We start from the raw sequence: 25423 nt of genomic DNA, 5'->3' as shown, positions 1-25423 counted from the left end.
GGTGTCCGAGCGGCGTGGCACCGTCGTGGTACTTCCCCACGCTAGGAGATCCACCATGACGTCGCTGCACCCCGGACCCGTCCTCCCCGAGGGCAGGCAGGAGCCGGCGTCGTTCGGTGCGCGGTACCCGTACCGCTACGCCGCCCTGGACGTGGAGACCACGGGCTTCTCCGCGGGCCGCGACCGCATCGTGCAGGTCGCCGTCACCCTGCTCGACGAGCACGGCGCGGTGGAGTCGTCCTGGTCCACGCTGGTGGACCCCGAGCGCGACCCGGGCCCGGTGCACGTGCACGGCATCACCGCCGAGCGCCTGGCCGGCGCGCCCCTCTTCGCCGACGTGGCCGCCGAGCTGGCCGGTCTGCTGGCCGGGCGCGTCTTCGTCGCCCACAACGCCGTCTTCGACTGGGGTTTCGTGGCCGCCGAGATGCGTCGCGCCGGGGTGGCGCTGGACGTGGAGCAGCGCCTGTGCACCCGCAACCTCGCCAAGCGCCTGGACCTGCCGGTGGCCGACCTGAAGCTGGCCACCCTGGCCGCGCACTGGCGCGTGGAGCAGCTGCGCGCCCACGACGCCGAGGACGACACCCGCGTGCTGGTGGAGGTGCTGCGGCACGCGCTGCGCACCGCCGCCGCCTGCGACCTGGACCTGCCGCTGACGCGCTGCTCGGCCGAGCCACCGCCGCCGCGCCCGCGATCCCCGCGCCGCACCGGCTTCCCGGTGCCGGCGGCCGCCGCTCCCGTGGCGCCCACCGCGCCCGGCCCGCTGGCCGGCCGGCAGGTCCTCGTGCTCGGCGGCTCCCACGACGAGGCCGCCGCCGTGCGGGCCCTGGTCGCCGCCCGCGGCGGCATCGCCGCGGTGCAGCTGAGCGCCGGCACCACCGACGTGGTCGCGCTGCCCGGCGCCGAGGCCGACCCGCGCTGGCGCCTGGCGCGCGAGCTGGGCCTGACGGTGCTGGACCTGTCCGCCCCGCGCGGCACCCGCCCGGCGCGCCCGGGAAGCGCCCCCGCGCCGGTGGTCGCGCCCGCCGCCGTGCCCGCAGCGCCCGCAGCGCCCGCGGTCCTCGTCGGCGGCGCCGTGCTGGACCTGCCGCGCAGCGACCGCCCCTGGCTGCTGGACCTGCGCTGGGCGCGCGCCGCGCTGCCCGTCGACGTCGTCGTGCAGCGCTTCGACGCCCTGGGCCTGCCGCTGGGCGCGGCGCTGCGCGGCACGCGCGCCTCCCTGGACGGCACCGTCGTCGTCGACGTGGACACCAGCGGGGAGGCGGAGGTGTGGCTGCACCTGGACGCCGCCGGACCCGACGTGGCGCGGGTGGTCGTCAGCGCCCACCTGCCGCACGGGGTGACGTTCGCCGACGTCGGCGCGGTGGTGCTGGCGGTGCGCGCACCGCGCGGCAGCGTGCTGGCGGTGGCCACGCTCGACGCGGCCGCCGGCGCGCGCTCGCTGGTGCTGGCGGACGTGCGGCGCGAGGACGGTGCCTGGCGGCTGCGGGTGGTGCGCGCGGCGGCCGAAGCGGCCTGAGGAGCCGGCACCGGCAGCCGGCCCGAGGAGCCGGTCGAGGGAGCCGCTCAGGGGGCCGTTCGGGTGTCCGGCGCCGCTGTGGTTCTCAGGAGCGCCCGCGTGGAGGACACTCGAGGCATGACCCCCCGTGCGAGTGCGACCCGGCGTCACCTCCCGACGAGCCCGTTCCAGCCCGCACCGCCGCGTCCGCCGGCCGAGCAGTTCGCCCCCGACGACCGCGTCACCCACGACCGCTACGGCCTCGGCACGGTCCTGTCCGCCGAGACGGAGGAGTGGATCACCGTGCGCTTCTCCTCCGGCGAGGTGCTCTCGGTCAGCGGCACCAAGCTCAACAAGCTCTGACGTCCCCGGCCACCGCGCAGGCCGCGGTGGCCGCTCCCGGGACCACCGCCGGGAGCACCCCCGGCTGCGCGAGGGCGCTCGCGCAGCCGTGCACCACGAGCACGGCGGTGAGCACGAGCAGCACGGCCAGCGCCGCGCGCAGCGGCCCCGGCGCGCGGCGCTGGCGCCGCCGCACCGGCCGGGTGCGCCGCGTCCGCGCCGGCTGACGCCGGGACGCTCGCGCCGGCTGACGCGCCGGCCCCCGCGGGACGGGCACCGAGCCCGTGACCGCCTCCTCGTCCCCGGCCGGGACCGCCAGCGCCGCGGCGAGGTCGCCGGCGACGCGCTCGACGTCGCGCGGGCCCAGCACCGCCGGCAGCGCCCGCAGCAGGCCGGCCACGCCGTCACGGCCGACGACGGTGACCGCGCCGACCTCCCCGGCCCGGACCGGCTGGTGCACCAGGCACAGCACGCCCAGCACGTGCCGGCGGTGCCGGGCGGGCACGAGCGCGGCGACGGCCGCCGTGGCCTCGCCCACCCCGGTCAGCTCCCGCGCCATCGAGCGGCCCCCCACGCGCAGCCCGTCGGCGCGCAGCGAGACCTCCCCGCTCCAGTTCTTGCTGTCGAGCACCACGACCCCGCCGGGGCCGATCGCGACGTGGTCGATGTTGGCTCGGGCGCGCCCGGGCCAGCGCACGTCGTGCAGCAGCGTCCAGCCGTACGCCTCCAGCACCGTCAGGGTCTCGGCGACGAGCCGCTCGCCCTGCGCGCCCAGCTCCCAGTTGCGCTGCTCGCGCTCGACCCGGGCCAGCTCGCGGCGCAGCTCCTCGGCGCGCGCGGCGTGCCGACGCGCCTGCTCGGCGGCGCCGGAGCCGGCGGCGCGCACGGAGACTCGGAGGACCACGTCGTCCCCTCGGCGCGCTGCGGCACGAGCCTGAACGCCGGTCACCCGGCCGGGTGAACCGCTCCGCCGGTGACCGGCCGGCGCGCAGCCCTCGCGCACCCGGTGAGTTTTCGGCCGATCGGCGCCGCTGTGCTGCATCGCCGCAGGTCAGAGGCGGTTCTCGTGGTCGTTGAACGGCGTAACTTCCCCGTCACGGACGAGACATTCGATCGAAACTGCGGCCGGTCAACGTTCAGGCATGCCCATCGCGACGGCGGTACCCGCGGTACCGCAACCCCTCACGGACCCCCGCGTGGTCCTGGTCCGGGACCTGCTCCGGGAGGACATCCGTCGTGGCCGCTTCGACGCCGGCTCCGTGCTCCCCGGTGAGCACGACCTCATGCTCGAGTACGGCACCACCCGCAGCGTCGTGCGCGGGGCGCTGCACATGCTGCGCACCGAGGGCCTGGTGGAGCGTCGGCAGGGGACGGGCACCTACCTGGTCGACCGGCAGGCCATGCACCCGCTGGACACGCTCAGCGCGGACATCGGCCGGCACTACCGGCGCGAGCGCACGGTGACCGGTCGCATCTCCGTCGTCGACGTGATGCCTGCTCCGGGGCCCATCGCCGCCGGCCTGCAGATCCCCACCACCGAACTGGTGCGTCACCTGGACGTCGAGATGCACGTGGACGGCGCGATCTACCACATCGCCTCCAGCTACGTCCGGGAGTCCGACGCGCAGGGCCTGCAGGGTGCCGCGTTCACCGGTGACTACTACCAGCACATGGAGAACTCGGGCGTGGACCTGGGGAGCGCCGAGATCGCGTTCGAGGCGGTCAACGCGGACGGACCCACGGCACTCCGCCTGGGGCTGCCCGCCGGCCGCGCCGTGATGCTGTTCCGCCGCATCAGCCTGGACGGTTCCGGCAGGCCCGTCGAGATGGGTTTCGGTCGGTTGCGCAGCGACAAGCTCGCTCTGGTCTCCCGCATGCCCAGGAAGAGGAGTCGACAGTGACGAAGTTCCTCGCACGACGACTACTGCTGAGCGTGCCGATCCTGCTCGGCGTCTCGCTCGTCATATTCACCACCATCAAGATCATCCCCGGTGACCCGGTGGCGAGCATGCTGGGGCCCACGAGCACTCCCGAGGCCCGGCAGGCGCTCACGGCGCGTCTCGGCCTGGACCAGCCGCTGCCGGTGCAGTACCTGAGCTGGCTCGTCGCGATGCTGCAGGGCGACCTCGGCCAGTCCATCGCCCAGCAGCGCCCCGTCCTGGGCCTGGTCACCGACGCCTTCGTCAACACGCTGTGGCTGACCGCGTTCTCCGCCGTGCTGGCCGTCGTCCTGGGCCTGGTGCTCGGTGCGGTCGCAGCGCTGCGCCGGGGGAGGATCGCGGCGACCGTCAGCAACGCCGTGGCGCTGTTCAGCATCTCTACCCCCCAGTACACCATCGGCCTGCTGCTCATCATCGTGCTCGCCAACGGCGCCGGCTGGTTCCCCGTCTCGGGGATGTACTCCGCGATCGGCGGGGGCACGTGGGGCGACCTGCTCTGGCACCTCGTCCTCCCCGGGATCACGGCGGCCCTGGTGCCCGCCGGGATCATCGCCCGGATGTTCCGCTCGACCGTCCTGGACGTGATGAGCATGGAGTTCATCGACTCCTACCGCGCCCGGGGTCTCAGCGAGCGCCGCATCCTGTGGCACGCCTTCCACAACACCACCCCCACCCTGCTGACGGTGGCGGGCCTGCAGGTCGGTTACCTGCTCGGCGGCGTCGTGTTCGTCGAGACGGTGTTCTCCTGGCCGGGCCTGGGGCAGCTCGTGTTCGACTCCATCTCCAAGCGCGACCTGGCCGTCATCCAGTCCGGCGTGATGGTGGCCGCGCTCGCCTTCGTCCTGATCAACGTCGTGGTCGACCTGCTGCACAGCCTCATCGACCCCCGCGTCCGCGCCTAGCGCCCAGCCGCCCACCCGCCGGCACCCCACCCCCCGCACCCCTCGCACCGGCCCACCGGACCGGGCGGTGCGCCCTGCCCGGAACCGGCCGGGGACCACCGACGACCCGCCTGCCGCCCACCGCCAGGAGGAACGATGACCACCCAAGCACCCGTGCTCGCCCCGGCCGCGGTGAGCCGGCCGCGCACCGCCCGGCGCGCGCGCCGGCTCCCGGCACCGGCCCTGGCGGCGGCCGCCGTGCTCGCCGCCGTCGCGGCGCTCACCCTGCTCGCCCCCCTGATCTCGCCGTACGGACCGCTCGAGGGCGACCTCGCGGCCCGGCTGCAGCCGATCGGTTCCCCGGGGCACGTCCTCGGCACCGACGGGCAGGGCCGCGACGTCCTCGCCCGCCTGCTGCACGGCGCGCGGCCGTCCCTGCTCGCCGGCCTGCTGCCGGTGGTGTTCGCCTCCGCCGTCGGCGTCCTCCTCGGCCTCGTCGCCGCCCTCGGCCACCCGAGGGTGCACACGCTCGTGATGCGGGCGCTCGACGTGCTGTACGCCTTCCCCGCGGTGCTGCTGGCCATCGCCATCGCCGCCGCGCTCGGGTCGGGCATCAGCAACGCGATCATCGCGCTGGCCGTCATCCTCGTGCCCCCGGTCGCGCGGGTCACCGAGTCCGAGGCGGTGCGCATCAAGTCCGCCGACTTCATGGCAGCGGCCCAGGTCTCCGGAGCGGGCCGGGTGTCGATCGCCCTGCGGCAGGTCCTGCCGAACGTGGCGCCCGCCGTCGCCGTCTACGCCACCGCGCTGGTCGGCCTGTCCATCGTCTACGCGGCCGGGCTGAGCTACCTCGGCCTCGGCGTCTCCCCGCCGACCGCCGAGTGGGGCGTCATGGTCAGCGAGATGCAGCAGTACCTCTTCACCGCGCCCCTGCTCCTGCTCGTGCCCGCCGTCGCGATCCTCGTCGTCTCCGTGGCGTTCAACGTCCTCGGCGACGGCCTGCGCGACTACTTCAACGTGAGGACGGACGCCTCGTGAGCAGCCCCACCGAGACTCCCGAGACCCCCGGCACCCTCGGGGTCCCCGGGCCCGCCCGCGGCGGCGCACCGGCGGCCACCACCCGCCCGGCTCTGCGGGTCAGCGGCCTGACCACTACGTTCGAGCGAGGCGGCCGGCAGGTCCTGGCCGTGCGCGGCGTCGACCTGGACGTCGCCCCCGGTGAGTCGCTGGTCCTGCTCGGGGAGAGCGGCAGCGGCAAGTCGGTGACGATCCGCTCGATCCTGCGGCTGTACGGGTCCTCCGCCCGGCACTCCGGCAGCGTGGTGCTCGGCGAGCAGGACCTGATGAGCCTGGACGCCGCGGCCGTGCGCGCCGTGCGCGGGCGGACCCTGGCCATGGTCCCGCAGGACCCCAACGGTTCCCTGGACCCGCTGCGCCCGGTGGGCCGGCAGCTCGAGCAGGTCCTGCGCCTGCACGGCGTGGCCGCCGACCGCAGGGCCGCCCGCGCCCGGGCGCTGGAGCTGCTCGCCCTGGTGGGCATCCCCGGGCCCGCGCGAGTGGCCGGTTCGCACCCGCACGAGCTCTCCGGCGGCATGCGCCAGCGCGTCGCGATCGCGATCGCCGTCGCCTGCGACCCCGTCGTGCTGCTGGCCGACGAGCCCACCACGGCCCTCGACGTCACGGTGCAGTCCCAGATCCTCGACCTGTTCGGCGATCTGCGCGAGCGGCTGGGGACCGCCCTGCTGCTGGTCACCCACGACGTGTCGGTCGCCGCCGACGTGGCCGACCGGGTGGCGGTGATGTACGCCGGCTCCGTCGTGGAGGAGGGGCCGGCCCGGGAGGTCCTGGAGAACCCCCGGCACCCCTACACGCAGGCCCTGCTCGACGCCGTCCCCCGGCCCACGAGCGTGCGCGGGCACCTGAAGGCGATCCCCGGTTCCCCGCCCGTCGCCGGCGCGCGGTTCGACGGCTGCTCCTTCGCCGAGCGGTGCGCGCTCGCCCAGCCCTCCTGCCGGGCGCAGGCCCCCGCCCTGCTGCCGGTGGCCGAGGGGCACCGGGCCGCCTGCCCGGTCGCGAACCCGGGGGTGGCCGCGTGAGCCGCGCCGGCGCGCCGGGCGCGGCGGGGGAGAAGCTCCTCGACGTCGTCGACCTGGCCAAGACGTTCCCCAACGGCACCCGCGCCGCCGACGACGTCAGCTTCACCCTCGCCCGTGGCGAGACGCTGGGGGTGGTGGGGGAGTCCGGGTGCGGGAAGTCCACCACCGCCAAGATGGTGCTGCGGCTGCTGCAGCCGGACCGGGGGGCGGTGACGTTCGCGGGCACCGACGTGCTGCGCGCCCGGGGCCGGGAGCTGAAGGAGGTGCGCCGCCGCCTGCAGCTGGTCCCGCAGAACCCGCAGACGTCGTTCAACCCCCGGCTGACCGTCCGCTCCTCCCTGGAGTTCAACCTGCGCGCGCACGGCGTCGCCCGCCGCACCTGGCGCTCCACCGTCGACGACATGCTCGTGCGCTGCGGCCTGCGGGCCGAGCAGGGCGACTCCTACCCGCACGAGCTGTCCGGCGGGCAGCTGCAGCGGGCGGCGATCGCCCGGGCCCTGGTCACCGGGCCCGACCTCGTCGTCTGCGACGAGGCGGTCTCCGCGCTGGACAAGTCCGTGCAGGCGCAGGTGCTCAACCTGCTCGCCGGGCTGCAGGCGGACCTCGGCGTCTCCTACCTGTTCATCTCGCACGACCTGTCCGTCGTCGAGCACATCAGCGACCGCGTGCTCGTGATGTACCTCGGGCGCGTCGTGGAGCAGGCCAGCGCCGGTTCCCTCTACCGCGACCCCGCTCACCCGTACACCAGGGCGCTGCTCTCGTCCGCCCCCGGCGCCCCCGGCGAGCGGATCGTCCTGACCGGGGAGCCGCCCAACCCGGCCGACCCGCCCTCCGGGTGCACCTTCCGCACCCGGTGCCCGTGGGTGATGGACACCTGCGCCGTCGAACGCCCCCTGCTGGCGGTGACCCCGGCCGGTTCGCTGGCCGCCTGCCACCTGAACCTCTCCTCCCGCCCCGCCCTCGCCGCTCCGTCCCCGGCCTGAGCGCCCGCTCAGCGCCAGAGAGGAACACCCGTGGCCCACACCGCGCCGCCCACCCCGCTCCCGGACCCCGCCGCGGCGGGGACCACCCGCCGCACCGTCCTGCTCGCCTCCCTCGCCGGCTTCAGCACCCTCGCCGCCGCCTGCTCCGCCCCGGGCGCGGCCAGCGAGGGCGGCGACGGCGGCGGGGAGGCGGGCTCGCTCGTCATCGGCATGACGGCCAGCGACATCCCCCTGCTGGACACGGGCATGGCGCAGAACGAGGGCTACGAAGGCCTGCGCTTCGTCGCCAACCAGCTCTACGACGGCCTCACGCGCTTCGACCTCACCGACGGCAGCATCATCCCCCCGGTGGTGCCCGGGCTCGCGGAGAGCTGGGAGCCCAACGGGACCGGCGACTCCTGGACGTTCACGCTGCGCCAGGGGGTGAGCTTCCACGACGGCACCCCGTGGAACGCCGACGCCGCCGTGTTCAACCTGCGCCGCTACACCGACCCGTCGTTCGAGTTCTTCTACCAGGAGCTCAACGGCCAGGCGGGGCTGTCCATCGCAGGCATCGCCTCCGCCACGGCCGTCGACGAGTTCACGCTGCGCATCGACTGCGCGGGCCCCTGGGCCTACCTGCCCTCCGACCTCACCACCGTGTACATGGGCTCACCCACCGCGATCCGGGAGGCCGGCAACGACGGGTTCGGTCAGGAGCCCGTCGGCACGGGCCCGTTCACGTTCGTCAGCGTCGAGCGGGGCCAGAGCCTGCAGCTGGCGGCCAACCCCGACTACTGGGGCGGTGCGCCGGCGGTGGGCACGCTCATCCTCCGGCCCATCCCGGACACGACCACCCGCGTCGCGGCGCTGCGCTCCGGCGAGGTCAACTGGATCGAGGTCCCCCCGCCGGACGACGTCCCCTCGCTGGAGCAGGCGGGCTTCCAGGTCGAGACGAACAGCTACGACCACGTGTGGCCCTGGTGCTTCGACACCACGCAGGCCCCCTGGGACGACGTGCGCGTCCGGCAGGCGGCGAACTACGCCATCGATCGGCAGTCGCTGTGCGACAACGTCCTGCAGGGCACCGCCGAACCCGCCCTGCAAGTGTGCCCGAAGGCGAACGCCGCCTACCGCCCCGAGAACGACCTGTACGGCTACGACCCCGACAGGGCCAGGCAGCTGCTCGCCGAGGCCGGGTACGCCGGTGGCGTCAGCGCCACCCTGTCGTACCCGACGAGCGGGTCCGGCAACATGATCCCCGGGCCGATGAACGAGGCCCTGCAGCGCGACCTGGCGGCCGTGGGCATCGAGGTCGAGCTGCAGCCCATCGAGTGGGCCTCCATGCTCACCGACTACTTCGTCGGCAACATCCCCGGGGGCGCCAGCGCCATCAACATCAGCCTGTCGTTCCAGCAGGAGGGTTTCTGGAACAACTGGCTGGGCACCGGCGTCACCAACGTCACCGGCTGGCACGACCCGCAGGTCGAGGCGCTGTTCCAGCAGGCCAAGGAGACCCTCGACGAGGCGGGCCGCAGCGACCTGTACGCGCAGGCGTCGGCCGTCATCACCGAGCAGGCGCCCTGGCTGTTCGTCGTCAACGACCGCAACCCGCGCGTGCTCGCCGCGGACGTCGAGGGCTTCGTGGAACCGCAGTCCTGGTTCGTCGACGTCACCGACGTGTCGGTCGAGTGAGCTCCGCGGCGCAGCGGCGCACCCCCCTGCTGGTCGTCACCGCCGGGTCGGGCCTTGCCCTGGGCCTGACCGGCCCGCTCGTCCCGGTGCTGGCCGTCGACCTCGGCGCCACCGCCTTCGGCGCCGGTGCGGCGGTCGCGGCCCTGCAGGTGCCGGTGGTCGTGCTCGGCCTCCTGGGGAGCCGCTGGACCCCCCGGCTGCCGCTGCGCCGCACCGTGACCGCCTCGCTGGCCCTGTGCGCGGCGGGCGCCGCCCTGGCCGCCCTGGCGGCCTACCCGGCGCTGGTGGCCGGCCGCGCCCTGCAGGGAGTCGGTGTCGGCCTGCTCACCGGGGCGGCCGGGTACGCGCTGACCTCCCGCGGCGGCCGGGCCGGCGGGGGCGCCGGGTTCGGCTCCTTCCAGTCGGCGTGGTTCGCCGGGATCGCCGCGGGGCCGGTCGCCGCCCTGGCCGTGGCCGTGCCCGGCGGCGACCTCGTGACCGCCACGTTCACCGCGGCCGCCGCGGTCGCCACCGCCGCGGCGGTCCTGGCCGCGGCGGCGGTGCGCGGTGAGCGCGCCCCGCACCGGCCCCGGCTGGGTCTGCCGGAGCGGCGCGGCCCCCGCCCGTCGCGGCGGCTGCTGCTGCTCAGCGGCGCCGGCCAGGCCACCCGCAGCGGGCTGGCCGTGACCGTCGTCCCGCTCGTCGGCGTCGGCGACGGCCTGGGCACGGGCACGCTCCTGCTGGCGCTCACCGCCCTGGGGGTGGCCGACGTCCTGGCGATGCTGGCCGCCTCCCGGCTGCCGGCGCGGCTGGACCGGCGCCTCGCCATGGCGCTGTCCTGCGCCTGGGGGGTGGTCTGCGTCGGCCTCATCGGCCTGGGCAGCACCACCCCGGCGTTCGTGCTCGGCTGCGCCGCGCTCGGTGCGACCGTCGGCTCGACCTGGGTGCTCCCCGCGGCGCTCGTCCTCGACAGCGCCCAGCACCTGGAGACCGCGTTCGGCTGGTACCGCATCGCGTGCGACACCGGGCTGCTGCTCGGCGCCCTCGCCGCCGGCCTCCTGGCGCTCGCCGGTCCCGCCGCGGCCCTGGCCTGGTGGAGCGCACCGCTGGTCGCCACCGGCGTCCTGGCGCTGGCGGTGCCGCGCCGGCCGACCCCGCACACCCCGACCCCCGCCGTCCACCTCGTCCCGCGCACCGCACCACGCACCGCAGGAACCACACCGGAGGAGGCACTGCCATGACCACGCACAGCGCACCCGACACACCCGGTCCCCTCCCGGACCGCGCCCTCGTCGACGCGATGGCCGCCGACCAGGGGCTGGACTGGACCGACGAGCGCCGCGCCGCCGGCCTGGCGCAGGCCCTGGCGATGCGGCCCGCGCTGCTCGCGCTGCGCGCCAAGCCGCTCGCCTACGTCGGGGACGTCATCGAGCCCGCGCACGCGCTGCGCTGGCTCGACGCGACGGGGGAGGCGCGCGCGTGAGCCTCGCCGACCTGACCGCCACCGAGCTGCTCGCCCTGTACGCGGCCGGTGAGGCCTCGCCCGTGGAGGCCGTGCAGGACTGCCTGGACCGCGTCGCCGCCGTGGACCCCGTCCTCAACGCCGTCCTCACCCTGCTGGAGGAGGACGCCCTGGCCGGCGCCCGGCGCAGCGCCGAGCGCTGGGCCGCCGGTACCGCACGCCCGCTGGAGGGGGTGCCGTACGGGCTGAAGGACATCGTCGCCACCGCCGGGGTCCGCACCACTGGCGGCTCCGCCCTGTACGCCGAGCACGTGCCCACGACCGACGCCACGCTCGCCGCCCGGCTGCGCGAGGCGGGCGGGGTGCTGCTCGCCAAGCTGCACACCTTCGAGTTCGCGTGCGGCGGCGCGCAGAACCGCACCTTCGGCCCGTGCCGCAACCCCTGGGACGTCGAGCGCACCACGGGCGGCTCGTCGTCCGGGTCCGGTTCCGCCGTCGCCGCCCGCGTGGTGCCGCTGGCCATCGGCACCGACACCGGCGGCTCGATCCGCATCCCGAGCAGCTACTGCGGCCTGACCGGCCTGAAGCCCACCTACGGCCGCGTCCCGCGCGACGGGGTGATGGGGATGTCCTGGACGATGGACCACGCCGGGCCGATGACGCGCTCGGCCGCCGACGCCGCCCTGGTGATGGACGTCGTCAGCGGCGCCAGCGCCGGGGACCCCACGAGCTCCGCGCGCCCGGTGCCCGCGCACGCCGCCGCGATCGGGGCGAGCGTCGCCGGCCGCCGCATCGGCCGCCTGCGCGGCTGGTTCGAGGAGCGGATGCACCCGGCCGTCGGCGCGGCCTACGAGTCCGCGCTCGCCGACCTGGCGGGCACGGGCGTGGAGGTCGTCGACGTCGACCTGGAGGAGGTCGACGTCGTCGCCGCGGCGAGCTGGACCGTCATCTACGCCGAGATGCTCTCGCTGCACGCCGACGTCGCCCACCTCATCGAGGACCGCGACGCCATGGGCGCCGGCATCCTCGCCGCCACCCCGTACGTGCACGCCGCGGACTACCTCAAGGCGCTGCGCTACCGGTCGGTGTTCCAGCAGCAGCTGGACTCCGTGATGGCGGCCGCCGGCCTGGACGCGTTCGTCACCCCCGCGGCGACCACCACCCCGCCGAAGCTGGCCGACATGCTCGTCGACACCGGCGACGGGCTCGTCGACTGGCTCGACGTCGCCAGCCGCGTGACCGTGCCGTTCAACTACTCCGGCAGCCCCGCCCTCGTGGTGCCCGGCCCCCTCGTCGACGGGATGCCCACGAGCGTGCAGCTCGCCGGCCGACCCCACGACGAGCCCCTCCTGCTGGCCCTCGCCTCCGCCTTCCAGGCCGCCACCACCCACCACCTGGCCAGGCTCGCCGAAGGCCCCCTGCACGCCACCGCCCCCTCGACCGCTGGAGCGCCCGCATGACCGCCACCGAGCCCCTGACCGCCCCCACCGCGACCCCCGTCGCCACGTCCGCCGCCGAGCTGCTCACCATCACCGACGCCGCCGCCGCCCTGCGCGCCGGCACCACCACCGCCGTGGACCTGGTGCGCACGTCCATCGCGCGGGCCGACGCGCTCGACGCCACGCTCGGGGTGTACCTGCACCGCACCGACGAGGCGGCGCTCGAAGCGGCCGCCGCGGTCGACGCCGCGCTCGCCGCGGGTGAGGACCCCGGACCGCTGGCCGGCATCCCGCTGGGCATCAAGGACATCCTCTCCGTCGAGGGGACCCCGACCACCTCGCAGAGCCTGGTGATGGACCCCGCCTTCGGCGAGCAGGGCGACGCGGTCGTCGTGGCGCGGCTCAAGGCCGCCGGCGGGATCGTCACGGGCAAGACCACGACCATGGAGTACGCGGTCGGCTGCCCCGACCCGGACAAGCCGTTCCCCATCCCGCGCAACCCGTGGGACACCGACCGCTGGACCGGGGGTTCCAGCTCCGGCACCGGCAACGGCGTGGCCGCCGGGTTGTTCCTGGGCGGGCTGGGCACCGACACCGGCGGCTCGGTGCGCTACCCCGCCGCGCTGTGCGGCATCAGCGGCATGAAGCAGACGTTCGGCCGGGTCCCGAAGTCCGGGTGCACCCCGCTGGGGTTCTCCTACGACCACGTCGGGCCGATGGCCCGCTCGGCGCGCGACTGCGCCCTCATGCTCGGCGTCATGGCCGGTGCGCACCCCTCCGACCCGACGACCGCCGACGTCGACGTGCCCGACTACCTCGCCGCCCTCACCGGGGACGTCACCGGCCTGCGCCTCGGCGTGGCCACCCACCTGCTGGACACCCCGGGGTTCGACCCCGAGAACGCCGCCGCGTTCCGCGCCGCCGTCGGCGTGCTCGCGGCCGCCGGCGCCGACGTCGTGGAGGTCGCGCTGCCGAACTTCGCCGAGGCGATGACGGCGACGGCGTACGGCTTCTGCGCGGAGGCGTTCGCCTACCACCGCGCGGACCTGCAGGCCCGGTGGGCGGACTACGGCGCCCCGACCCGGATGGCGATCGTCAAGGGCGCGCTGTTCTCCGCCGCCGACTACGTGCAGGCGCAGCGCGTGCGGCGCGCGACGGTCAAGGCGACCGCGCAGCTCATGACCGACGTCGACCTGCTGCTGACGCCCACCACGACGATCGCCGCCCCGCTGCTGGAGAACCTGGACTTCGACCTCGTCATGGCCACCGTCCTCACCCCGTACTTCAACGCGGTGGGGCTGCCCGCCATGTCCATCCCCATGGGTTCCACCTCCGACGGGCTGCCGCTGGGCCTGCAGATCGCCGGCCGCCCCTTCGAGGAGGCGACCGTCTTCCAGGCCGCCGACGCCTACCAGCGCCTGACCACCCACCACCTCGCCGTCCCCGCCATGACCCTGGAGGTCGCCGCGTGAGCACCACCACCGACCCGAGGACGTCCGTCGAGGTCCTGCTGGCCGCCGCCGGGGTGAGCGTGACCCCCGCCGAGCTGGACGCGATCGTGCGCTCCTACCCGGACGTGCGCGCGCAGATCGACGCCATGTACGCCGTCCCCATGGCCAAGGAGGAGGGGCCGCAGCTCGTCTTCACCCCGTTCGCCTGACCGCAGCAGAGGAGACCACCGTGGGACCCACGAGCACGCGGCTGCGCGGATTCCTCCGCAGGCCGACCGCCCAGCAGGTCAAGGACGCCGGCGCCGCCGAGTTCCTGCACCTGACCGACGCCGAGGCGGAGATGTACGCCGGTGTCCTCGAAGGGGTGCTGTCGTCCATCGACCGCATCGACGAGCTGCCCTTCGACCACGCCCCGCTGAAGTGGACCAGCCGCGACCCGGGACGCCGGCCCACGCCGGAGGAAGACCCGTTCAACGCGTTCGTGCGCCGCTGCCTGGTGCCCGGCGCACCGGACGGCCCGCTCGCCGGCGTGCGCTTCGGCGCCAAGGACAACCTGGCGGTGGCGGGGGTGCCCCTGACCAACGGCTCCCGCGTCGCGCCCTACACCCCGACCTCGGACGCGGTGGCGGTGGAGAGGCTGCTGGACGCCGGCGCCACCCTCGTCGGCAAGCTGAACCTCGACGACTTCTCCTCCTCCGGCACGGGGGAGTCGGCGTTCTTCGCCCCGGCCCGCAACCCGCACGACCGCACCCGCTCGGCCGGCGGGTCCTCCGGGGGTTCCGGTTCAGCGGTCGCCTCCGGCCACGTCGACCTGTCCCTGGGCGTCGACCAGGGAGGCTCGGCCCGCATCCCCGCCTCCTTCAACGGGGTGGTGAGCCTGAAGGCCACCCACGGGGCGATCCCGTCGGCCGGTGTGACGCACATGGACCACTCCATCGACTACGTGTGCCCCATCGCCCGCACCGTGCGGACGACCGCGATCGCCACCGACGTCCTCACCGGCCACGACGACCGCGACCCTCAGTGGGTGCGCGGCGCCAACGAGCCGACGCGTTGCGTGGAGGCCCTCGACCGGGGCGTGGCGGGGATGAGGATCGCCGTGGTGGAGGAGGCCGTCGACCCGAGCACCTGCGACCCGGACGTGCTGACGAACTTCGAGCGCGCTCTGAACGCCCTCGAGGAGGCCGGCGCCACGGTCACCCGGGTCTCGATCCCGTTGTGGAAGGACGCCTGGTCCATCGAGACCGCGCTGCTGTGCACGCTGGCGTGGGGGATGAACCAGTCCAACGGCATCGGCTTCGGCCACCGCGGCGTCGTCGACGAGAACCGCGCCCACGCCTTCGCGCTCACCCGCAAGCTGGAGGCGGACGAGTTCGCCCCCTTCTACAAGGTGTGGCTGCTCACCGGTCGCTACCTGCAGGACGAGTACCACGGCACCATGCACGCCAAGGCGCAGAACCTGCGGTACGCCCTGACGAAGCAGGTCGAGGCGGCACTGGGGGAGGCGACGCTCCTGGCGATGCCCACCACCCCGCAGGTCGCGCCCGTGCTGCTGGAGCGTCCCGAGCCCGAGGACGTCATCCTCGGCCGCGGCACCACCATGGTCACGAACACGGCCCCCACCAACCTCACCGGTCACCCGTCGCTGGCGGTGCCGACGGGGCGCGACCGCGACGGCATGCCGACGTCCATCCAGCTCGTCGGCGGGCTGTTCCAGGACGCGACCACCTTCGCGGCCGGAGCCGTCGTCGAGGACGCCATCGGCACCCTGACCCCGCCGGGGCTGCCCGTGGGCTCGGCCGAGGTGCTCGACGTGGACGTGGACCTCGAGCTCAGCTGAGCTCCCGACCGCCGGGGCGCGGTGCGCACCACCGCGCCCCGGCGGGTCGCCCCTGTGGACGGCCCGCCCGGTGCGCGGGCGGTGGCCGTAGCGTGCTGCGGTGAGCGCGTGGCAGGAACCCGGTCCCGCGCCGCCCGCCTCCAGCCCCGCCGTCGCGTCGATCATGCGCCGCACCGGCCGTCGCGACACCGCCCCGGAGCTGGCGCTGCGCCGCGAGCTGCACCGCCGGGGCCTGCGCTACCTCACCGACGCCACCCCGCCGGGTACGAACCGCCGCCGCGCGGACCTCGTCTTCCGCGGCGCGCGGGTGGCGGTCTTCGTCGACGGCTGCTTCTGGCACTCCTGCCCCGTGCACTCGGCCCCGCCGAAGGCGAACGCGCAGTGGTGGCGGGTGAAGCTGGGCAGCATCACCGCCCGCGACCGCGACACCGACGCCACGTTGACCGCGGCCGGCTGGCACGTGCTGCGGGTGTGGGAGCACGAGGACGTGCGCGCCGCCGCGGACCGCGTGCACGGGGTCGTGCACGCGCGCACCCGACGGGTCAGGCGCCGCGCGGTCGGGTGACCACGACGAGCTCCACCGCGGACTCCTCCCCGGCGCGCTGCAGCACCTCGCGCACGTCCGGCCACGCCAGCCCGCCGATGCCCGCGCCGATGCGCGGCACGCCCAGCCGCTGCAGCCCGCGGTGCTCGGCGTCGGCCAGCGCGGCCCGCACGGTCGTGTCGATCGCCTCCAGCCGGGCGTCCGCGCCGGTCTCCACCTGGGTGGCGAGGTTGTAGACCACGACGCCCTCGGGCGCCTGCCACGGCATCACGTCGCCGAGCCGGAAGTTCCCGGCCAGGCACCGGCGCCGGTACGCCTGCGCCATCTCGGGCCAGCGGGCCTCGAACTGCAGGGCGATGCCGCCGGCCATCGAGCCGCGGCAGTTGCACCCGTGCGCCAGCGCGGGCAGGGCGAGGTCGAACAGGTCGCCGACGGTGCGGGTGACGGGCACGGCTCCTCCTCGGGTGCGGGTCCCGCTCAGGCCGCGGCGGCGACCACGTCGACGACGCCGAGGCGGCGGGTGCTGCGCAGGCGCCCCGTGGGCGGGCCGACGTAGCTGCCGGAGGTGGGCGCGACGTCGGCGTAGTCGCGGCCGGTGGCGACGGTGACGTAGGTGCGCCCGGCGCTGCGGCCGTTGCACGCGTCGAAGGGCAGCGCCGCCGCGCCGTCCCCGTCGGCGACGAGGGCCTCCACCCACGCGTGGGTGCCGCCCTGGCCGAGCAGGTGCCCGGAGACGTAGCGGGCGGGCACGCCGAGCTCGTGCAGCAGCGCGAGCACGACGTGCGCGTAGTCCTGGCACACGCCGACCCCGCCGGCCAGCGCCTGCGCGGCGGTGGTGCGGGTGCCGGTGACGCCGAAGCGGTACGTCATGCGTTCGTGCACCGCCGCGCACACCCGGGCCGCGGTGCCGGCGGGCGCTTCCCCGGTGCGGTGCAACCGCTGCGCCCACGCGGTCAGTTCCGCGTCCGGGGTGGTCAGCGCGGTCGGGGTGCGCCAGCGCGGGTCGTCCAGGGCGTCGGCGGGCACCTGCGCCGTACCGGTGCCGGTGACGCGCTCGAGCACGGCGGTCAGCCGGAACTCCACGTGCCGCTCGACCCGGCCGACGTGCACGTCGACGACGGTGTTGCCGCCCGCCTCCACCCGCTCCACCGGCGCGGCGTCCACCCCGTGCACGGTCAGGGCGTGGTGGCGCCGGTGCAGGTCGCCGTGCCGTTCGGGCGGCACCACGACGAGGCGCTGGCGCAGCGACTGCACCGGTTCGTCGTAGTCGTAGCGGAACGTCTGCTCCAGCCGGTACGTGATGCGCTCGGCGCCCTCGAGGTCGAGCCCGCGGTGGTCCAGCAGCGGGGCGGCCACCGCCGCGGCGAGCATCACCGGACTTCCTCCGCCCGCACGGTCATCGACTCCAGCACGGGCGCGCCGAAGGTGGTGAGCATCGCCACGTCGGAGGCGTCGCGCCCGCGGCCGATGAGGACGCGGCCCTTGCGCCGGGCGTTGTTGCGCGGGTCGAAGGTCCACCACCGGTCGCCCAGCCACACCTCCATCCACGCCGCGAAGTCCGGCACGACCGGCGGGCCGTCCACCTCGATCTCCGGCAGGTAGCCGAAGACGTAGCGGGCGGGGATGCTCAGCGCCCGGCAGAACGTGATGGCCAGGTGGGTGAAGTCGCGGCAGACGCCGTAGCCGCTGGCGTACACGTCGGCGGCGGTGGACAACGACGTCGTGGAGCCGTACTGGAACCGCAGGTGCTGGTGGACGTGGTCGCAGATCGCCCGCACCCGCGTGTAGCCGCGCGGCAGCTTCGAGAAGAGCACCCACGCCTCGGCGGCGAGCACGTCGGGCACGACGTAGCGGCTGGGCAGGGTGTAGACGAGCACGTCGTCGGGCAGGTCCTGCGCGAACAGCTCCGGGGCGTCCTCGTCGGCGTCCTCGACCGCGTCGGGCACCTCGGCGACCGCGTCGTAGCGGAAGGCGGAGCGGCCCTCGGGGATCACCAGGCGCTGGCAGTCGTTGCCGTACAGGTCGGTGTAGGAGCGCCGCGACTGCTCCGGCTCGGTGGACCAGCGCTCCTCGATCAGGGTCACCGGCTGGTCGGAGCGTGGGCGCACCTGCACCACCGAGGGGGTGTCCATCGTGGCCCGGTGCACGAACTCGCACCCGATGTGCAGCCGACGCGTCGTCATCCGCGCTCCTCCCGCCGTGCCCGCTCGTCCGGCGCCCGCGCGGTGGGCGTCGCGAGGTGCGTCGCCGCACCCTCGTCGAGCTGTGCCGAGGACCGTAGCGGGTGGGGGCGACGAGGACGAGCGGGCGCACTGCCAGGATCCCCGGGGGTCCGCACGCACCCGGGGCGGCCTGACGGGGTGCCCGGCGCTCAGGCCGAGCAGCGGTCCAGCGGCGCGGAGACGTCGATGCCCGCCTCGCGCAGCAGCGCCAGCGCCCCGTCCGGCGGCACCAGCGGCGAGCGCTGCGGGCGCCGGCAGCGCCGCTCCACGTCCGGGTTCTGCGCCAGCGCCGCGGCGTCGAGGTGCGCGGGCAGGTCGTAGTGGCGCCACTGCGTGGGCACCCCCGCGCGCTCCTCGGCGCGCAGCAGCTCCCGTCCCGAGGCGACCAGCAGCGTGTAGTCGCCGCGCGAGGAGATCGCGCACACCGCCGCGGCACCCCCGGCCGCGAGGCTGATGCCCTCGGCCGCCACCCGGAAGGTGTTGCCGAAGCGGCCGTGCACGTGCAGCACCCGCCCCTCGGGGTGCGCGTCCCAGTCGCCGTGGCGCTCCTGGAGGGCGTTGGCGAGCTGCCACAGCGCCTCGCGGTCCTCCTCGGGGACCTCGTCCTCGGACGCCTCCTCGGGCTGCGCGGGGGAGTCGTCCGTAGCGGGCTGCTCGGGCACCGCCGCCACCTCGGGCGCCACCTCGGGCTGCGGCGGGGCAGCGGCCGGGTCGACGACCCGCACCGGCTCCGACGTGCGCGCGCCGTCCTCGGAGCCGACCCGCACCCGGTCCCCGGCGCTCGCGGGCACCTCGAGGACCTCCTCGGCCGAGCCGGCGGGCAGGACGTCGACGTCCTCCCACGCCCCGTCGCCGCGCGAAAGGGCCACCAGCAGGTCCTCGACGGCCGGGGCGGCCAGCCGCAGGTGCAGGCCGCCGGGGTGCAGGGCGGCCGTCAGCAGCGCGGGCGGCGACCCGGGCTCGTGCTCGGCAGCGGCAGGGGGGACGTCGGCCGGGACCACGGCTTCACCGTAGGGGAGGGGTCCGGCCCCGTCACGGACGGGCGCGCCAGCCCCGGCGGGGGTGCGCGCGGCTACGGTGGCGCCGTGGACGACGGCAGCGGGGCGGTCAACGGCACGGTCGCGGGGATCACCGAGGCCGCCCACCACGGCGACGAGCGCACCACCGTGCTCGGCGTGCTGCAGCGCCAGCGCGACCTGGTCGCCTGGAAGCTGCGCGGTGCGCCCGAGGAGGCGCTGCGCGCGGCGAGCACCCCCAGCGGGATGGGCCCGCACGGCCTGGTACGGCACCTGACCAACGTCGAGCGCTCCTGGCTGCGCGGGGTGTTCGCCGGCGAGGAGGGCCTCGTCTACGACTGGAGCGAGGAGGACCCCGACGGGGAGTGGCGCGTGCCGGCGGACGTGGGCATGGACCGGCTGCTCGAGGACTACGCCGCCGAGACCCGCCGCTGCGACGCCGTGGTCACCACCGCCTCGTCCCTCGACGTCACCGCCCGGCACCGCGACCTCTCCCTGCGCTGGATCCTGCTGCACCTGGTGGAGGAGACCGCCCGCCACCTGGGCCACCTGGACCTGCTGCGCGAGCAGGCCGACGGCAGCACCGGCGAGGAACCCGCCTGAGGGGAGGTGCGCCGGTCCTGCGCGCGAGGAGCGCCTACTCGCGCAGCTGTCGGTCCATCCCCTCGACCAGCTTCTCGGCGTACCGCACCATGGCAGAGGCCTTCTGCGCGGTCATGTACGTGGTGCCGTACTGCGACGTCGTCTTGTCGGCGAGGAGCCGCCGCAGCGACGTGGCGAGTTCACCGGCGCCGCGGATGCCGGCGAGCACGCGCACGGCTTCCTGGTGGTCCTGTCCCTGAGGTCGTTCCTTGAGGACGTGACCGCAGATGGCGTCGCTGGCCGCGATCCCGGCCAGGACGGCCAGCGCACTGGTGACCCGCGGCAGTGCGGGGTCGGAGGTGTCGTCCTCGACCATGTGCGCGACCTCGAGGAACTTGCGGGCCGCCTCGGACCGGACCTGCACCTCCGCCGCTGTCATGGACTGCATCCGTGGACCGGAGCGGGGGGTCACGACGTCGCCTCCAGGAGGTGCTGGACGGTGGGTCCGAGGACGGTCACGGCGTCCCGCCGCCACTCGTCCACGACGGGGTCCGCCGATGCCGCTGCCCGGTGCAGGTCGGTCCGGCGAGTCGCGTACACCTGGACCTCGTTGCCCGTCCAGCGCCGGCCGCGGGTCTCCAGCTCACCGACGAGCTCGTCCACTGCGTCCTCCGGCGCGTCGTCCGGGAGGACCAGGAGGAGGTCGATGTCGCTGCTGACGCGCGCCTCACCGCGGGCGAAGGACCCGAAGTAGGCCAGCGAGGTCCCCGTCCGGTCCGGGAAGCGCTCCCGCACGAGGGAGCGCAGCCGGTCGTCGAGGTCGTGCCGCGGGGTGAACACCGCCATCGCCGCGGCCAGCGCCGGGTAGGCGACGTGCTCCTCGTTGAGGACGTACTCGCGCGCCTGACCGACCCTGCGGGCGTCCACGAGACCCTGCTCGACGAGGCGGTCGAGAGCGGCGAGCGTGCCGCGGTAGGAGCCGGAGGCGCTGGAGCGGTGCACCTCCCTGCCGGTGAGGGGAGTGGTGCGGCGCCAGAGCGCCTGCAGCACAGCGCCCTGCACGGGGGGGAAGAGCACGCCGAGGGGTCGGTACCAGTCCACGACTCCTCCTCCTGGACGCACACCCATCGCCAGTAGGTGCACTTTAGTGCACCCATCAGCGGTGAAGTGCACTCTAGGACGTCTGTGATGAGCCACCGCGGAGACGTGCGGCGCACCTCCACGGGCGCGCGCATCATGGGCAGGTGCTCCCCCACGCGCAGCCTGACCTCTTCACCCCCGACACCCCGCCCGGGGACGCGCTGCCGCAGGCCGTCGCCGAGCGCTACCCGCACCCCTACGCCGTCGTGGACGTCGAGACCACCGGCATGGACGCCGCCGGCGACCGCATCGTGCAGGTCGCGGTGGTGCAGGTGAGCGCCGACGGGCGCGTGGAGGGCCGCTGGGACTCCCTGGTCGACCCCGGCCGCGACCCCGGGCCCACCCACGTGCACGGCATCAGCGCCGAGATGCTGCACGAGGCCCCCGCCTTCGCGGACGTCGCCGGGCACCTGGCCGACCTGCTCGCCGGCCGCGTGCTCGTCGCCCACAACGCCCCCTTCGACTGGGGCTTCCTCACCGAGGAGTTCAAGCGCGCCGGCACCGCGCACCGCGTGCCGCACTTCCTGTGCACGGTGACGTTCAGCCGCCGCCTGCGCCTGCCGCTGCCCGACTTGACCCTCGCCCGCGTCGCCGCGCACTGGGGCGTGCAGCAGGAGCGCGCCCACGACGCCGTGGACGACACCCGCGTGCTCACCGAGGTGCTGCGCGCCTCCCTGCGCGCCGCCGCCGAGCAGGACCTCGCCCTGCCGCTGGTGGCGCTGCGCTCCACCGCCCCGGCCCCCGCTCCCGAGCGGCGCTGGCGTCGCCCCGCCGCCGCCCCGCGCACCCCGTGCCCGTGGACCGACCCGGGGCGCTGGGTGCCCGGCGAGGCGCTCGTGCAGGGCACCAAGGTCGTCTTCAGCGGCGACACCACCACCCCGCGCGAGGACCTCATCGCGCGCGCCATCGCCGCCGGCCTGGACGTGATGAACGGCGTCAGCCGCACCACCGGGCTGCTGGTGACCAACGAGCCGGACGCCGGGGTGCGCAAGGTCCTCGACGCGCGCAAGCACGGGGTGCCGGTCGTGGACGAGGAGCGGTTCGAGGCGCTGCTGGTGGGCATCGCGCCGGGCACGCCGAAGGAGGCGTGAGCGGCGCTCGACAGCCCTGAGAGGTCGCACTCGGTAGCGCAGGAAGGGCGCAGAAGGTAGCGCAGCGAGGCCGCAGAAGGTAGCGTGATCTTGTGGTTGCGCCTGTACCGTACGCCTCTCGCGTCGTGGACCGGGAACTCGACGAGCTCCTGCCCGGGTTGGCCGCCGTGGCGCTGGAAGGCGCCAAGGGGGTGGGCAAGACGCGCACCGCGCTCCAGCGGGCCCGCACGGTCGTGCGGCTGGACGACCCGGCCGAACGCGACGTCGCCGCGGCCGATCCGCGTCGCCTCCTGGCAGGACCCGCCCCGGTGCTCCTCGACGAGTGGCAGCACCTGCCGCTCACCTGGGACGCGGTGCGTCGGGCCGTGGACGACGGTGCGGAACCCGGCTCCTTCCTGCTCGCCGGCTCGGCGGTGCCCCGCGACGCCGGGGTGCACAGCGGTGCGGGACGCATCGTGCGGCTGCGGATGCGCCCCATGACGCTCACCGAGCGCGGGGTGGCTGCGTCGGCCGTGTCCCTCGCGGAGCTGTTGAGCGGGAGTCGCCCGGCCGTCGACGGCACGACCGAGGTGGGGGTCGAGGACTACGCCGAGGAGATCTGCGCCTCGGGCCTGCCGGCGATCCGGCCGCTGAGCCCGCGGCTGCGCCGGGCGCAGCTGGACGGCTACGTCGACAGCATCGTCGACCGCGACTTCCCCGACCTCGGCCGGGCGGTGCGCAACCCCGTCCCGTTGCGGCGGTGGATGGCCGCGTACGCGGCGGCCGAGTCCACGGTCACCGCCTACGACCGCCTGCGCGACGCGGCCACCCCCGGCGACGCCGACAAACCCGCCAAGACGACCACCACCGCCTACCGCGACATCCTCGAACGGCTCTGGTTCCTCGACCCGGTGCCGGCCTGGACGCCGTCGCACAACCACCTCGCCCGCCTGGCCGCCGCACCGAAGCACCACCTGGCGGACCCCGCGTTCGCCGCGCGCCTGCTCGGCGTCGACACCGGTGCCCTGGTCGGTGCCGCACCCGCCACCGCCACGGGACGGGAGGCGACCCTGCTCGGTCAGCTCTTCGAGTCGCTCGTCACCCTGGACGTCCGCGTGTACGCGCAGGCCGCGGAGGCGCGGGTCGGGCACCTGCGGGTGCGTGGCGGCGAGCACGAGGTGGACCTGGTCGTCGAGCGCGGTGACGGCCGGGTCGTCGCCGTCGAGGTCAAGCTCGCCGGGACGGTGAGCGACGCCGACGTGAAGCACCTGACGTGGTTGCGCGGTGAGCTCGGTGAGGACCTGCTGGACGCCGTGGTCGTCACCGCCGGCTCGCACGCGTACCGGCGGCGGGACGGGGTCGCGGTCGTACCGGCTGCGCTGCTGGGGCCGTGAGGGGGCGGCGCCGCGTCGAGCGCCGGGCGGGACGGCCCGCCCGGCGCTCAGCTCAGCCCTCCTCGCGCACCGGTCCGGTGGCGACGACCTGCTTCGGGACCCCGCCCTTGCGCGGCAGCTCCGGGGTGCTGGCGGGCGGCAGGCGGTGCTGGGTGGCCTGCTCGTAGTCGTAGGCCATGGCCAGCAGGGTCGCGTCCGTGGAGCGCGGTGCGGCCAGCTCCAGCCCCACGGGCAGGCCCGCGGCGGTGAACCCGGCGGGCAGCGAGATCGACGGCACGCCGGTGTTGGCGCCCACGTCGCAGAACGTCGTGCCGGCCCACTCCTCGTTCGCCGGCGCCTCGGACGTCGGCATGGCCAGCGCGTCGAGGTCGTGCTCCTCGAAGAACGCGTCCATCGCGTCCTTCCCGGCTTCCTGCGCGGCCACGGCGGCGTCGAACTCGGCGTTGGGAACGTCCTCCAGCGCCAGCCACGACTCGATGGTCTCCGGCTCCAGGGAGGAGCGGCCGTCGGCGGCCACGTCGGAGAACGTCAGCTGGTCGTACGGCGCGGTCAGCTCGGCCAGGCCCTCGGGCCACTCGGCCTTCGTGGCGGCGAAGAACGCGTCGATGCTGGGGCGCATGTCGATCCAGCCGCCGCTGGCGAGCTGCTCGCGGACGAACTCGCGCGTGAAGGGCACGTCGACGATCTGCGCGCCCTGCTCGGCGAGGTCCTCGACGGCGTCGTCGACGATCGCGGTGACCTCCTCGGTGCCCGGCCGGGCGCCCTCGGGGGTGGACTCCGAGTAGTCCCAGTGGAAGTAGCCGATCCGCTTACCCTGCAGAGCGGTGTCGCTGAGGCCGGGCACGAACGTGGAGGGGTCCTGCTCGGCGGCGATCGCGGTCTGCGGGTCGGCCGGGTCCACCCCGGCGAGCACGCTGCCGAGCAGGGCGGCGTCCTCCACCGTGGTGGTCATCGGACCGGACACGTCCTGGCGCACCGACAGCGGCACGATCCCGGCCACGCTCGTCAGGCCCATCGTCGGGCGGTACCCCACCAGGCTCTGGTGCGCGCTCGGTCCGATGATCGACCCGCAGGAGTCGGTGCCCAGGCCGGCGGCGGCGAAGCTCGCCGCGATCGCCGCGCCCGTGCCGCCGCTGGAGCCGGAGGCGCTGACGCGCTGGTCGTAGGGGTTATGGGTCTCCCCCCGCACGGAGCTGAGGGTGAAGGTGCCGTGCCAGGCGAACTCGGCCATGTTCGTCTTGCCCAGGACGATCGCCCCGGCGTCGCGCAGCCGCTGCACCGCGGTGGAGTCCTCGAGGGTCTGGTAGTCGGCGAGCGCGACGCTGCCCGCGGAGGTCGGCATGTCGTAGGTGGCGTAGTTGTCCTTCACCAGGACCGGCACCCCGTGCAGCGGGCCGCGGGAGATGCCGGCGGCGCGCTCGGCGTCGAGCAGGCGGGCGTTCTCCAGCGCGGTGGGGCTGACGGTGACCACCGACTGCAGGCCGGGCTGGTCGGCGTAGGCGTCGTCGTAGGCGTCGATGCGCGCCAGGTAGGCGCGCACCAGGTCCACCGAGGTGGTCCGGCCCGCACCGAGCAGGTCCAATTGGTCGGTGACGCTGAGGTCGACGACCTCCGGCAGCCCGTGGCGCGGCCCCGGGTGGTGGCCGCCGTGCGGACCGCGGTGCGAGCCGGGGGAGGCGCTCGCGGGGGCGAGGGCCGGGACGAGGCAGAGCGCGGTGGCCGCCAGCAGCGCTGCGGAGCGGCGACGGGCGCGGGACGGGACGGGCACAGGACCTCCGAGGACGACGGGGTGTCGCGCCGGACGGTAGGGACGCCCGGAGTCGTCGGTGATTCACCGAGGTGACGACTGTGTTACTGCTGAGACCAGTGCGAC

Annotated in this window: 26 protein-coding genes; 18 read left to right on the top strand and 8 right to left on the bottom strand. The window is 75.3% G+C overall.

Going from position 1 to position 25423, the window contains the following annotated elements; all coding sequences use genetic code 11:
- The first annotated feature begins 55 nt into the window (after nucleotides 1-55).
- Complete coding sequence (locus ACRYMN_RS01880) at nucleotides 56-1516, top strand: exonuclease domain-containing protein (protein WP_432491379.1); 1461 nt, start codon at nucleotides 56-58, stop codon at nucleotides 1514-1516.
- Nucleotides 1517-1633: 117 nt separating this feature from the next.
- Complete coding sequence (locus ACRYMN_RS01875; RefSeq protein ID WP_432491377.1) at nucleotides 1634-1858, top strand: hypothetical protein; 225 nt, start codon at nucleotides 1634-1636, stop codon at nucleotides 1856-1858.
- On the opposite strand, the gene ACRYMN_RS01870 is transcribed toward ACRYMN_RS01875, so the two are convergent.
- Nucleotides 1845-2741 (bottom strand): nuclease-related domain-containing protein, encoded by an 897-nt coding sequence (locus tag ACRYMN_RS01870; RefSeq protein WP_432491375.1) that lies wholly within the window; start codon nucleotides 2739-2741, stop codon nucleotides 1845-1847. The genes ACRYMN_RS01875 and ACRYMN_RS01870 overlap by 14 nt on opposite strands.
- A 292-nt stretch (nucleotides 2742-3033) precedes the next feature.
- Between ACRYMN_RS01870 and ACRYMN_RS01865 the strand changes: the two genes are divergently transcribed.
- From ACRYMN_RS01865 to ACRYMN_RS01805, 13 genes are all read left to right on the top strand, one after another.
- Nucleotides 3034-3738 (top strand): GntR family transcriptional regulator, encoded by a 705-nt coding sequence (locus tag ACRYMN_RS01865; RefSeq protein ID WP_432491373.1) that lies wholly within the window; start codon nucleotides 3034-3036, stop codon nucleotides 3736-3738.
- The gene (locus ACRYMN_RS01860; protein WP_432491371.1) at nucleotides 3735-4679 is read left to right on the top strand and encodes an ABC transporter permease; all 945 of its coding nucleotides are present in this window, start codon (nucleotides 3735-3737) and stop codon (nucleotides 4677-4679) included. The genes ACRYMN_RS01865 and ACRYMN_RS01860 overlap by 4 nt, the downstream gene beginning before the upstream one ends.
- A gap of 135 nt (nucleotides 4680-4814) precedes the next feature.
- On the top strand, nucleotides 4815-5696 hold the full coding sequence (locus ACRYMN_RS01855) for an ABC transporter permease (RefSeq protein ID WP_432491369.1): 882 nt from the start codon (nucleotides 4815-4817) through the stop codon (nucleotides 5694-5696).
- Nucleotides 5693-6754, top strand: a complete 1062-nt coding sequence (locus ACRYMN_RS01850) for an ABC transporter ATP-binding protein (protein WP_432491367.1) — start codon at nucleotides 5693-5695, stop codon at nucleotides 6752-6754. The genes ACRYMN_RS01855 and ACRYMN_RS01850 overlap by 4 nt, the downstream gene beginning before the upstream one ends.
- Complete coding sequence (locus ACRYMN_RS01845) at nucleotides 6751-7737, top strand: ABC transporter ATP-binding protein (RefSeq protein ID WP_432491365.1); 987 nt, start codon at nucleotides 6751-6753, stop codon at nucleotides 7735-7737. The genes ACRYMN_RS01850 and ACRYMN_RS01845 overlap by 4 nt, the downstream gene beginning before the upstream one ends.
- Nucleotides 7738-7767: 30 nt before the next feature.
- Entirely contained in the window at nucleotides 7768-9411 is a 1644-nt protein-coding gene (locus tag ACRYMN_RS01840) for an ABC transporter substrate-binding protein (RefSeq protein WP_432491363.1), read from the top strand.
- Nucleotides 9408-10631, top strand: a complete 1224-nt coding sequence (locus ACRYMN_RS01835; protein ID WP_432491361.1) for an MFS transporter — start codon at nucleotides 9408-9410, stop codon at nucleotides 10629-10631. Before ACRYMN_RS01840 ends, ACRYMN_RS01835 begins: the two co-directional genes overlap by 4 nt.
- Nucleotides 10628-10873 carry a hypothetical protein gene (locus tag ACRYMN_RS01830; protein WP_432491359.1) on the top strand — a complete coding sequence of 82 codons (246 nt, stop codon included), beginning with the start codon at nucleotides 10628-10630 and terminating at the stop codon, nucleotides 10871-10873. The genes ACRYMN_RS01835 and ACRYMN_RS01830 overlap by 4 nt, the downstream gene beginning before the upstream one ends.
- Entirely contained in the window at nucleotides 10870-12312 is a 1443-nt protein-coding gene (locus ACRYMN_RS01825) for an amidase (RefSeq protein WP_432491357.1), read from the top strand. Before ACRYMN_RS01830 ends, ACRYMN_RS01825 begins: the two co-directional genes overlap by 4 nt.
- Nucleotides 12309-13763 (top strand): amidase, encoded by a 1455-nt coding sequence (locus tag ACRYMN_RS01820; RefSeq protein ID WP_432491355.1) that lies wholly within the window; start codon nucleotides 12309-12311, stop codon nucleotides 13761-13763. Before ACRYMN_RS01825 ends, ACRYMN_RS01820 begins: the two co-directional genes overlap by 4 nt.
- A complete protein-coding gene (locus tag ACRYMN_RS01815) occupies nucleotides 13760-13951 on the top strand; it encodes a hypothetical protein (RefSeq protein WP_432491353.1) in 192 nt (63 codons plus the stop codon). The genes ACRYMN_RS01820 and ACRYMN_RS01815 overlap by 4 nt, the downstream gene beginning before the upstream one ends.
- Before the next feature lie 20 nt (nucleotides 13952-13971).
- Nucleotides 13972-15582, top strand: a complete 1611-nt coding sequence (locus tag ACRYMN_RS01810; RefSeq protein ID WP_432491351.1) for an amidase family protein — start codon at nucleotides 13972-13974, stop codon at nucleotides 15580-15582.
- Between the two features lie 163 nt (nucleotides 15583-15745).
- Nucleotides 15746-16147 carry a very short patch repair endonuclease gene (locus tag ACRYMN_RS01805; protein WP_432491409.1) on the top strand — a complete coding sequence of 134 codons (402 nt, stop codon included), beginning with the start codon at nucleotides 15746-15748 and terminating at the stop codon, nucleotides 16145-16147.
- Here ACRYMN_RS01805 and ACRYMN_RS01800 read toward each other — a convergent pair.
- The 4 genes from ACRYMN_RS01800 to ACRYMN_RS01785 form a co-directional block, all read right to left on the bottom strand.
- Nucleotides 16125-16577 carry a macro domain-containing protein gene (locus ACRYMN_RS01800; RefSeq protein ID WP_432491349.1) on the bottom strand — a complete coding sequence of 151 codons (453 nt, stop codon included), beginning with the start codon at nucleotides 16575-16577 and terminating at the stop codon, nucleotides 16125-16127. The two genes, ACRYMN_RS01805 and ACRYMN_RS01800, sit on opposite strands and share 23 nt — an antisense overlap.
- A gap of 26 nt (nucleotides 16578-16603) precedes the next feature.
- A complete protein-coding gene (locus tag ACRYMN_RS01795) occupies nucleotides 16604-17497 on the bottom strand; it encodes a transglutaminase family protein (RefSeq protein ID WP_432491407.1) in 894 nt (297 codons plus the stop codon).
- Complete coding sequence (locus tag ACRYMN_RS01790; protein WP_432491347.1) at nucleotides 17497-18309, bottom strand: transglutaminase domain-containing protein; 813 nt, start codon at nucleotides 18307-18309, stop codon at nucleotides 17497-17499. The genes ACRYMN_RS01795 and ACRYMN_RS01790 overlap by 1 nt, the downstream gene beginning before the upstream one ends.
- A 188-nt stretch (nucleotides 18310-18497) precedes the next feature.
- Nucleotides 18498-19349, bottom strand: a complete 852-nt coding sequence (locus tag ACRYMN_RS01785; RefSeq protein WP_432491345.1) for a hypothetical protein — start codon at nucleotides 19347-19349, stop codon at nucleotides 18498-18500.
- Between the two features lie 84 nt (nucleotides 19350-19433).
- Between ACRYMN_RS01785 and ACRYMN_RS01780 the strand changes: the two genes are divergently transcribed.
- Nucleotides 19434-19967 carry a DinB family protein gene (locus tag ACRYMN_RS01780; RefSeq protein WP_432491343.1) on the top strand — a complete coding sequence of 178 codons (534 nt, stop codon included), beginning with the start codon at nucleotides 19434-19436 and terminating at the stop codon, nucleotides 19965-19967.
- 34 nt (nucleotides 19968-20001) lie between these two features.
- Here the strand turns inward: ACRYMN_RS01780 and ACRYMN_RS01775 are convergent, their stop codons facing one another.
- Entirely contained in the window at nucleotides 20002-20394 is a 393-nt protein-coding gene (locus ACRYMN_RS01775; RefSeq protein WP_432491341.1) for a hypothetical protein, read from the bottom strand.
- 20 nt (nucleotides 20395-20414) lie between these two features.
- Nucleotides 20415-21047: a nucleotidyltransferase family protein gene (locus tag ACRYMN_RS01770; RefSeq protein WP_432491339.1), complete on the bottom strand. Its 633-nt coding sequence runs from the start codon at nucleotides 21045-21047 to the stop codon at nucleotides 20415-20417.
- Nucleotides 21048-21190: 143 nt separating this feature from the next.
- Between ACRYMN_RS01770 and ACRYMN_RS01765 the strand changes: the two genes are divergently transcribed.
- Nucleotides 21191-22177, top strand: coding sequence for an exonuclease domain-containing protein (locus tag ACRYMN_RS01765; protein ID WP_432491337.1), 987 nt, complete (start codon nucleotides 21191-21193; stop codon nucleotides 22175-22177).
- A 125-nt stretch (nucleotides 22178-22302) separates the two neighbouring features.
- Nucleotides 22303-23550, top strand: coding sequence for an ATP-binding protein (locus ACRYMN_RS01760; protein ID WP_432491335.1), 1248 nt, complete (start codon nucleotides 22303-22305; stop codon nucleotides 23548-23550).
- Nucleotides 23551-23602: 52 nt separating this feature from the next.
- Here ACRYMN_RS01760 and ACRYMN_RS01755 read toward each other — a convergent pair whose 3' ends face one another.
- Nucleotides 23603-25318 (bottom strand): amidase, encoded by a 1716-nt coding sequence (locus ACRYMN_RS01755; protein WP_432491333.1) that lies wholly within the window; start codon nucleotides 25316-25318, stop codon nucleotides 23603-23605.
- Nucleotides 25319-25423 lie beyond the last annotated feature (105 nt).

The organism is Kineococcus gypseus (assembly GCF_050871305.1).
Classification (GTDB): Bacteria; Actinomycetota; Actinomycetes; order Actinomycetales; family Kineococcaceae; genus Kineococcus; species Kineococcus gypseus.
This window is presented reverse-complemented; position numbering and strand designations above follow the sequence as displayed.